General features: G+C 70.2%; 7 protein-coding genes, 1 pseudogene and 1 riboswitch. Of the genes and pseudogenes, 2 read left to right on the plus strand and 6 right to left on the minus strand.

Features of this window, described 5'->3' with window-relative positions:
- On the plus strand, nucleotides 1-1,047 hold a 1,047-nt coding region (locus ACY5KJ_RS13675), incomplete at its 5' end, for a DNA repair helicase XPB (protein WP_462203512.1).
- Between the two features lie 17 nt (nucleotides 1,048-1,064).
- On the opposite strand, the gene ACY5KJ_RS13680 is transcribed toward ACY5KJ_RS13675, so the two are convergent.
- From ACY5KJ_RS13680 to thrC, 4 genes are all read right to left on the minus strand, one after another.
- Nucleotides 1,065-1,382, minus strand: a complete 318-nt coding sequence (locus ACY5KJ_RS13680; RefSeq protein WP_462203513.1) for a Uma2 family endonuclease — start codon at nucleotides 1,380-1,382, stop codon at nucleotides 1,065-1,067.
- Nucleotides 1,351-1,611: a hypothetical protein gene (locus ACY5KJ_RS13685; RefSeq protein ID WP_462203514.1), complete on the minus strand. Its 261-nt coding sequence runs from the start codon at nucleotides 1,609-1,611 to the stop codon at nucleotides 1,351-1,353. Before ACY5KJ_RS13685 ends, ACY5KJ_RS13680 begins: the two co-directional genes overlap by 32 nt.
- A gap of 558 nt (nucleotides 1,612-2,169) precedes the next feature.
- Nucleotides 2,170-3,792, minus strand: coding sequence for a chaperonin GroEL (gene groL / locus ACY5KJ_RS13690; RefSeq protein ID WP_462186149.1), 1,623 nt, complete (start codon nucleotides 3,790-3,792; stop codon nucleotides 2,170-2,172).
- 334 nt (nucleotides 3,793-4,126) lie between these two features.
- Nucleotides 4,127-5,404, minus strand: a complete 1,278-nt coding sequence (thrC, locus tag ACY5KJ_RS13695) for a threonine synthase (protein ID WP_462203515.1) — start codon at nucleotides 5,402-5,404, stop codon at nucleotides 4,127-4,129.
- An 8-nt stretch (nucleotides 5,405-5,412) separates the two neighbouring features.
- Nucleotides 5,413-5,529, minus strand: a riboswitch (SAM riboswitch).
- Between the two features lie 207 nt (nucleotides 5,530-5,736).
- Between thrC and ACY5KJ_RS13700 the strand changes: the two genes are divergently transcribed.
- Nucleotides 5,737-6,534 (plus strand): HAD family hydrolase, encoded by a 798-nt coding sequence (locus ACY5KJ_RS13700; RefSeq protein ID WP_462203516.1) that lies wholly within the window; start codon nucleotides 5,737-5,739, stop codon nucleotides 6,532-6,534.
- A gap of 63 nt (nucleotides 6,535-6,597) precedes the next feature.
- On the opposite strand, the pseudogene ACY5KJ_RS13705 reads toward ACY5KJ_RS13700, so the two are convergent.
- Both ACY5KJ_RS13705 and otsB read right to left on the minus strand, forming a co-directional pair.
- Nucleotides 6,598-8,120, minus strand: a pseudogene (locus ACY5KJ_RS13705) (alpha,alpha-trehalose-phosphate synthase (UDP-forming)).
- 201 nt (nucleotides 8,121-8,321) lie between these two features.
- A partial coding sequence (gene otsB / locus ACY5KJ_RS13710; protein ID WP_462203517.1) for a trehalose-phosphatase occupies nucleotides 8,322-9,147 on the minus strand: 826 nt, incomplete at its 5' end.

A 9,147-nucleotide genomic window follows, 5' to 3' on the forward strand; every position in this document is an offset into this window, starting at 1 on the left:
GGGGTCGTCGTGCTGCCCGCGGGTGCCGGGAAGACCATCGTCGGCGCCGCGGCCATGGCCCAGGCCGGGGCGACCACGCTGATCCTGGTCACGAACACGGTGGCCGGCCGGCAGTGGCGGCACGAGCTGCTGCGCCGCACCTCGCTGACCGAGGAGGAGATCGGCGAGTACTCCGGGGAGCGCAAGGAGATCCGGCCGGTCACCATCGCCACCTACCAGGTGATGACGGCCCGGCGTAAGGGCGAATACCTGCACCTGGAGTTGTTCGGGGCCCGGGACTGGGGTCTGATCGTCTACGACGAGGTGCACCTGCTCCCGGCGCCGGTCTTCCGGATGACCGCCGACATCCAGTCCCGTCGTCGGCTCGGCCTGACCGCGACCCTCGTCCGGGAGGACGGCCGGGAGGGCGACGTCTTCTCGTTGATCGGGCCGAAGCGGTATGACGCCCCGTGGCGGGAGATCGAGGCACAGGGCTGGATCGCGCCGGCGCAGTGCACCGAGGTGCGCGTCACGCTCACCGAGGACGAGCGGATGGCCTACGCCGTCGCCGAGCCGGAGGAGCGGTACCGGATGTGTGCCACCGCCCGCAGCAAGCGGGCGGTGGTGGAACGTCTCGTCCGCCGGCACTCCGATGACCGGGTGCTGGTGATCGGCGCATATCTCGACCAGCTCGACGAGCTCGGGGAGCTGTTGGACGCCCCGGTCATCCAGGGTTCCACCCGTAACCGGGAGCGGGAGCGGCTATTCGAGGCGTTCCGGACCGGGGAGATCACCACACTGGTCGTTTCCAAGGTCGCGAATGTCTCCATCGACCTGCCGGAGGCCGGGGTGGCCGTGCAGGTCTCGGGCACGTTCGGTTCCCGCCAGGAGGAGGCCCAGCGACTCGGTCGGGTGCTGCGGCCCAAGGCCGACGGCCGCACGGCGCACTTCTACACGGTGGTGGCCCGCGACACCCTCGACCAGGAGTACGCGGCACACCGCCAGCGATTCCTCGCCGAGCAGGGCTACGCCTACACCATCGTCGACGCCGACGACGTCCTGGGGTAGTGGTCGGGGTCGCGCCATCACTCCGAGCCGGGCGGGTCGATCAGCTCGGCCGGCTGGATCGCCACCGGAAAGGGCTGAGTGGCGGTGAAGGTCTCCTTCCCGCTGACCGTGCGGGTGGCGAGGTACGCATCGGCGACCAGGTCGTACGCCTCGATGGTGGCGGTGTCCGGGTCGATCAGCCAGCAGGACGGCACGCCGCGTTGCCGGTAGAGATCGAGTTTGAGGGTGCGGTTGTAGCGCCGGGTGCTGGCGTCGGCCACTTCGATGACGAGGGACGGGGTGCCCCGGAGCCGACGGCCGGTGTCACCGCTCGCCGCTACCACGACATCCGGCACGAGCAGACTGCGGGGGGGACAGCTCCACCCCGATCCCGGCCGGCAGGATCTGAGCTCCGGAGGAGGCCGTGCCCGCCAGGATCCGGACCAGGCGCGCCGTGACGCGGGCCCGCAGCGGTGTCGGCCATGGTCGCAGGACGCACAAGCCGTCCAGGAGTTCGAACCGAGCGTCATCATGCCCGCCCGTGTCGAGATCTTCCACGGTGACCGGGGGAGTGGGAACGGTCATCGAGGGGCGATGGGAGCGCGGCTGTGCGGGGGCCTGAACCACGAGGGCTATCGTGCCTGTCGCCGTGGCCGCTGTCTAAAGCTGGCATGCGTTAATTGTCCGTGTCGCGGTAAAAGGTCGAAGTCTAACGAAGGTGACCTTCGGATTGTTCAAAAGGAGTGACATAAAGCTCTTGTCTCTTGGATTACCCGATGGTAATTTGATCGCCGTCGATGGCGGCCGAGAAGAGCGTTCTTGGAAAGGTCGCCTTTGGGAGTGCCTTCCGGCGTTCGCTCCGTCCCGAGCGGCGCCCGCTCCCACGCCGGAGAGCTCGCCCTCGCGGAACCTCCCGTCCGCGGGGGCGAGCCTTGCCCCGCACGGCGCCTTCGGCGCAGTGCGGGGACCCCTGGCATCAGGGTGGAGACGGGGTTTCCGTCAGCTCGCCTTCGGCGAGCTTCCTGGGGTAGCCGTCGGAGCCTCGGCTGTGATGCACGGGCGAACGCACGAGGGCGGCCCCGGGAGAACCGGAGCCGCCCTCGGCCAGACGGTGGTGCAGGGTACAGCAGGTGACGAATTGGACTAGAAGTCCATGTCGCCGCCGCCGCCCGGGACTGCCGGGGCCGGGTTCTTCTCCGGCTTGTCAGCGATGACGGCCTCGGTGGTGAGGAACAGGCCGGCGATCGACGCGGCGTTCTGCAGGGCGGAGCGGGTGACCTTGGCCGGGTCGATGATGCCGGTGCCGATCAGGTCGACGTACTCGCCGGTGGCCGCGTTCAGGCCGTGGCCGGTCGGCAGGTTGCGGACCTTCTCGACCACGACGCCGCCCTCGAGACCGCTGTTGAAGGCGATCTGCTTGATGGGCGCCTCGAGCGCGAGCCGGACGATGTTGGCACCGGTCGCCTCGTCGCCGGACAGGTCCAGCTTCTCGAAGGCGGTGATCGACGCCTGGAGCAGCGCGACGCCACCACCGGCGACGATGCCCTCCTCGACGGCGGCCTTCGCGTTGGACACCGCGTCCTCGATGCGGTGCTTCTTCTCCTTGAGCTCGACCTCGGTGGCCGCGCCGACCTTGATGACGGCGACGCCGCCAGCCAGCTTCGCGAGCCGCTCCTGGAGCTTCTCGCGGTCGTAGTCCGAGTCCGACTTCTCGATCTCGTTGCGGATCTGGCTGACCCGACCGGCGATCTGGCCGGGGTCGCCGGCACCCTCGACGACGGTCGTCTCGTCCTTGGTGACAACGATCTTCCGGGCACGGCCGAGCAGGTCGAGCGAGGTGCTCTCGAGCTTGAGGCCGACGTCCTCGGAGATGACCTGACCACCGGTCAGGATGGCGATGTCGCCCAGGATCGCCTTGCGGCGGTCACCGAAGCCGGGGGCCTTCACCGCGACGCTCTTGAAGGTGCCGCGGATCTTGTTGACGACCAGGGTGGCCAGCGCCTCGCCCTCGACATCCTCAGCGATGATCGCCAGCGGCTTGCCGGTCTGCATGACCTTCTCCAGCAGCGGGAGCAGGTCCTTGACCGCGGAGATCTTGCTGTTGACGATCAGGATGTACGGGTCGTCCAGGACGGCTTCCTGACGGTCCGCGTCCGTGACGAAGTACGGCGAGATGTAGCCCTTGTCGAAGCGCATACCCTCGGTGAGCTCGAGCTCGAGGCCGAAGGTGTTGCTCTCCTCGACGGTGACGACGCCTTCCTTGCCGACCTTGTCCAGCGCCTCGGCGATGAGGCCGCCGATGGCCGAGTCACCCGCGGAGATGGACGCCGTGGAGGCGATCTGCTCCTTGGTCTCGACCTCCTTGGCCTGCTTGGACAGCTCCTCGGAGACGCGCTCGACCGCGACCTCGATGCCCTTCTTCAGCCCGAGGGGGTTGGCGCCGGCGGCCACGTTGCGCAGACCCTCGCGCACCAGGGCCTGGGCCAGGATGGTGGCGGTGGTGGTGCCGTCACCCGCGACGTCGTTGGTCTTCTTCGCGACTTCCTTGACGAGTTCCGCGCCGATCTTCTCGTACGGGTCCTCGAGCTCGATCTCCTTGGCGATGCTCACACCGTCGTTGGTGATCGTGGGTACGCCCCACTTCTTCTCCAGCACGACGTTGCGGCCCTTCGGCCCGAGCGTGACCTTGACCGCATCGGCCAGCTGGTTCATGCCGCGCTCCAGGCCGCGCCGAGCCTCCTCGTCGAAGGCAATGATCTTCGGCATGGTTTCTGGGTCCTCCCAGTGGGATGGCAGGTTCGATGGCCTGGCCCTAACGACGCCCGCGACGGACGGCTCCCGCCTGCTCCGGACCCGGGTGATGCACCTCGGACACAGCGCGGATCGGGCAGCCTCGCCGTTTCAGCCTTGGCACTCCCTAGACGAGAGTGCCAGCTCTTGTTTAGCACTCGGCACGAGTGAGTGCAAGCTGACCCATGGTTCCGCGTGCCCGGCTCCGATCCCCCCGCGGCGCCTCGCCGTCGTCCGTGGCCCTTCCGTTGGTCCGGCGTGGTCCACGAAGTTCGTCGAATGCGCTGTGCCGGGCTGTGCTGCGCCCGAGTCAGTCGTCGCCGAGGCCGGCGGCCTCGAAGGCGCGCAGCGACGGCTTGATCGTCGCGGTCGGTCCGCCCGTCTCGACGAGGGGGTCAAGCGTCTTCAGCCCGTCGCCGGTGTTGTAGAGGATGGTCTCGGCGGCCGGGTCGAGCAGCCCCTCGCGCAGCAGCCTGCGCAGAGTGGCCACGGTGACGCCACCGGCCGTCTCACCGAAGACGCCCTCGGTGCGGGCGAGCAGCCGGATCCCGTCGATGATCTCCTCGTCGGTCACGTCCGTGATCGCCCCGCCGGTCCGCCGAGCCACGTCGAGGGCGTAGGGGCCGTCGGCCGGGTTGCCGATCGACAGCGACTTGGCGATTGTGGTGGGCCGGACCGGGGCGACGGTCTCGACGCCGCGGGCGAACGCGGCGGCCACCGGGTTGCAGCCGGCCGCCTGCGCACCGAACACCCTGTACGGCGCCGGCTCGACCAGGCCGAGCCGGCCGAGCTCACCGAAGGCCTTGTCGATCTTTGTCAGCAGCGAGCCGGAGGCGATCGGCACGACGACCTGCTCGGGCAGCCGCCAGCCGAGCTGCTCGGCGACCTCGTAGCCGAGCGTCTTGGACCCCTCGGCGTAGAAGGGGCGGACGTTGACGTTGACGAACGCCCACTCGTACTCCCCGGCCAGTTCGCTGCACAACCGGTTCACGTCGTCGTAGTTGCCCTGGATGGCGACCAGCGTCCCGCCGTACACCCCGGTGGAGACCGTCTTGCCGGCCTCGAGGTCGTGCGGTACGAGCACCACCGAGCGCAGCCCGGCACCGGCCGCATGCGCCGCCACCGACTGCGCGAGGTTGCCCGTTGAGGCGCAGGCGACCGTGGTGAAGCCCAGCTCGCGGGCGGCGGTGAGCGCCACGGAGACGACCCGGTCCTTGAAAGAATGGGTGGGGTTGGCGCTGTCGTTCTTGATATAGAGCGTCTTCATCCCCAGCTCCGCGGCGAGCCGCGGGGCTGGGTGCAGCGGCGTCCAGCCGGCCCCGAGGGAGACCCGCCGTGCCGGGTCATGCCCGGCGGGCAGCAGCCCGACATAACGCCACAGGTTCGCCGGACCGCGTTCGATGGACTCTCGGGTCACTCGAGCCAGCAGGTCCGGGTCGTAGGCGATTTCCAGGGGAGCGAAGCATTCCACGCACACATGCGTAGGGGACAGCGGGTAGGTGGCGCCGCAGTGCCGACAGGACAGCGAGACCGCGGGGTTCGCGACGTCGAGGGCGGGACCGGTGGCACGCTCGGGCGCGAGTGTCATGAAGAAGCTCCTCATCTTTCCCGGGGCAGTCTGCCACCAGGACGGAATTAGCACCTGCCGCGCACGGGATGCGGGTGGTTGCCGGGGCTTCGCTGGGCCGTTCCCTCTGCCCCTCTGGATGAGCCAGATGAAGTTGTCTGTCCGTACTGTAGACCGTGCGCGGGTGGTCGTGCACCGGTGTTGCCTCTGGTTGTGGACATGATATGGGTCGGTCGGAGGTTTCTCGGTGTGGTCTCACCGGTGCGGGCGGGTCCTGCCCGCTCGTACCGGCCGCGCGCGCCCCCATGCCCGGAGATCGACCCGATCACGCCAGAGCCAGGGAGCCTGTAACAGTGAGTATCCGCGTCGTCTATACCGATCTTGACGGCACGATGGTCGGTCCCAAGGGTTGTTTCTTCCGGGCGGAGGGGGGAGCGATCACCCTGGAGCCGGCTCGTGCGCTCGCCGAGCTGCATGGCGCCGGCGTTGCGCTGGTCCTGGTCAGCGGGCGTACCCGTCCGCAGCTTCTCGAGGCCGCGGCGATCTTCGGCGCGGACGGGTTCATCGGGGAGCTCGGCGCGATCGTCGGCTGGAACGAGGGGCGCGACAGCGAGATCCTGCGCGGCGCGATGCCGCCCGACTTCGACCAGGTACCGGAGTACCTGCTCGACCGGATGGTCGAGCGCTACCCCGGGCGGCTGGAGCTGCACACCCCCTGGCACTCCGGCCGGGAGGTCGACGTCATGCTTCGCGGGAAGATCGAGGTGTCGGAGGTCGACGGCTGGCTCGCCGAGACCGGGTTCCCCTGGTTGAGCATGCGCGACAACGGGCTGATCTCGCCGGTCCACATGCCTGATCTCGGAGTGAATCCGCATGTCTACCATCTGGTCCCGGACGGTGTGGGCAAGGGGGACGCGGTCGCCTACGACCTCAAGCGGCGCGGGGTGTCACCGGCCGAGGCGATCGCCATCGGCGATTCCGCCAGCGACCTGGCCATGGCTCCCCATGTCGGGCGGATGCACCTGGTCGCGAACGCGGTGCGGCACCCGGACATCGCCGCCCTGCTGGCGCGGTACGACAACGTCACGGTCGAGGCGGGCCCGGTCGGCGCCGGCTGGGCCAGCGCGGTGCGAGCGGCCGTCGCCGCCTGAACGCGGTCCGCCTGAACGCCGTCCGCGCGTCGACGTTCGGCACCGGCAGGGCAGACCGGACGGTCACCGGTCGGCGGCGAGGGCGTGCAGCTGGTCGGTGAACCAGAGCTGGGGCGGTAGCCGCCCGGCGACGGCGGCCAGCTCCTCGGCGCGCCGGCGCCGCTCGGGGGCGGGCATCGTCAGGGCGGTGTGCAGAGCCCGCGCGGTCGCCTGGATGTCGAACGGGTTGACGACCAGCGCCGCCGTGCCCATCTCCGCGCAGGCTCCGGCCTCCCGGGAGAGCACGAGGACGGCATCCCTGATCGAGACGATCGGCCCCTCCTTGGCGACGAGGTTCATGCCGTTCCGGATCGGGTTGACGACGAGCACCTCCGCGAGCGAGAGGGCCGCGATCGACCGGGGGTAGTCGTCGGTGATCTCCAGCCGCAGCGGCAGCCAGGTGTCCGTGGCGAACTCGTCCTCGATCTCCGCGGCTAGGCGTTGCACCGCGGCGGTGTATTCCCGGTACTCCGGCAGATCGTGCCGTGACGGGTAGGCGCAGACCAGGTGCATCACCTGCCGCGCCATTCCGGACGGGTGCGCAGCAGCTCCCGGTAGGCGTCGAGACCGCGGACGATGTTCTTGGACAGCTCGGTGCGGTCGACCCGGACGATGAGCCGCCGCCCGCCGGCCAGGTTGACCAGCTCGGCGGCCCGGGCGGCCACGTCGGTGGCGGCGGCCCGGCCGCGCAGCTCGTCCGCGTTGACGCCGAGCGGATGTACCCCGATCCGCACCGTCCGGTGCCGCCCGGCTTCCCGTCCCGGCCCGGCCGTCCCGACGGTCACCGCCCGCCGCTCGATCCGCAGTCCGAGGAGGTCGCGGCAGCATTCCTGGAACGCGTCGGCCCAGGCGTCGGTGAGGAACCCGAGCCGGTCGGCGCCGAGCATGCCGCGCAGGATCTGTTCGCTGACGTCGTCCGGGAGTATCCGGAAGTACTCCGGCGGTGCCCAGGGAGTGTGGCTGAAGTGGGCGATCCGCAGGTCCGCCCGCAGCGCCCGCAGCCGGGCGGCGACCAGGGTCAGGTGGTAGTCCTGGATCAGCACCGAGGCGCCCGGGGCGGCCTCGTGCGCGAGGGCCTGGGCGAACATCTCGTTGTAGGTCGCGTACGCTTCCCAGTCGCGGCGGAACGCCGGGCCGAAGACCGGCTGCGACGCCGGCGCGTAGAGCAGGTGGTGGATGAACCAGAGCGTGCGGTTCGCGACTGCGTTGTAGGCGCGGTCAAAGACGACCTGGTCGACGTCGAGCATCCGGACGGCGGCGCCGCCGGTGTCGTGGCCGGCGAGATCGAGGCGGCCGGCGGGCGCGGAACGCGCTGCCCGGCGATCGGCGTCACTGAGGGCGGCACACACCCACGCCATCGGACCGTCACAGTCGTCGGCCGCCACCCGGCTGAGGCCACTGACGAGGCCGCCGGCGCCCCGCCGGATCCGCAGCTTCCCGTCGTCCCCGACGGCGAACGCCACCGGCCCCCGGTTGGAGGCGACCAGCACCCGCGCGGTGCCAGTCGGCCACAGCCGCGGCAGGGTGTCTTCCTCGGCTCCCGGCATCCGACGCACACCGCGGAGAGTAGGCCATCCGCTCAGCCCTGTACGCCGGTCCATCAAGATCGTCTTGTCTGGCGGTGGAGGTTCACGAATCGGCGACAGATGTCTCACGGAAATGCCGTTGGCTTAGGGATGCCGGTGGGGTGAGCCCCGGGGGGCGGGCTGAGCGCGCCCTATGGGGATGAGCGAAGAGGGCACGAGCGGTCAGCCGCTGAGCCGCTCGACCAGCACCTCCAGCAGGGCGACCATCCCGGCGGGCCCGCCCACGACCAGGTCGGCGCGTTCGCGGATCACGTCCGGGACCTCCGGGCTGTCGCTGCACACGGTGATACCGGGCAGCCCGCCCGCCCGTAGCTCGTCGACGGCCTCGAATGCCGGCAGATCGCCGTAGTCGTCCCCGGCGACCAGCACCGAGCGCGCCTGGCGGGCCGCGATGAGCTCGCGCACCGCACTGCCCTTGTCGTGCCCGGGCGGACGCAGTTCCAGCACTCGCTTGCCCGGCGCCGCCTCCAGCCCATGGTCTTCAGCGAGGGCCGTCAACGCCGGCGTGAGCGCGGCGAGCGCCGAGTCCGGATCGGCGGTGCGCCGCACGTGTACCACCAGCGCCTGGTGCTTGTCCTCGACGGCGGTGCCGACTGGGGCGTCGCGGAGCAGTTCGGGCAGCGCCGCGCGGACCGCGGCGACCCCGGGCAGCGGCTCGGGACTGCTGATCGCGCGGCTGCCCGAGTCCCAGTGCTGCAGTCCGTACTGGCCAAGGATGATCAGGTTCCCGAAGTCGGGGATCTTCTCCAGCCCGGTCAGTTCCAGCAGCGAGTCCACCGGCCGTCCGGTGATGACGGCGAGGGTGCCGACCTCATGGGAGATCCGGCGCAGCGCCTCCATCGTCCCCGGCGCCGGGACGGCGTCCGACGGCCGCGGGACGATCGGCGCGAGGGTGCCGTCGTAGTCGAGGGCGATCAGGGCGCGTTCGGGCGCGGTGAGCAGGGCGGCGAGTCCAGCGCCCCCGGCGGGTGTGCGGGGGGCGCTGGAC

Source organism: Frankia sp. CcWB3 (assembly GCF_977927595.1).

Coding starts and splice junctions, on each gene's coding strand:
- groL (WP_462186149.1), bottom strand. CDS start 3,792: ATGCCGAAGATCATTGCCTTCGACGAGGAGGCTCGGCGCGGCCTGGAG.
- ACY5KJ_RS13685 (WP_462203514.1), bottom strand. CDS start 1,611: ATGACCGTTCCCACTCCCCCGGTCACCGTGGAAGATCTCGACACGGGC.
- thrC (WP_462203515.1), bottom strand. CDS start 5,404: ATGACACTCGCGCCCGAGCGTGCCACCGGTCCCGCCCTCGACGTCGCG.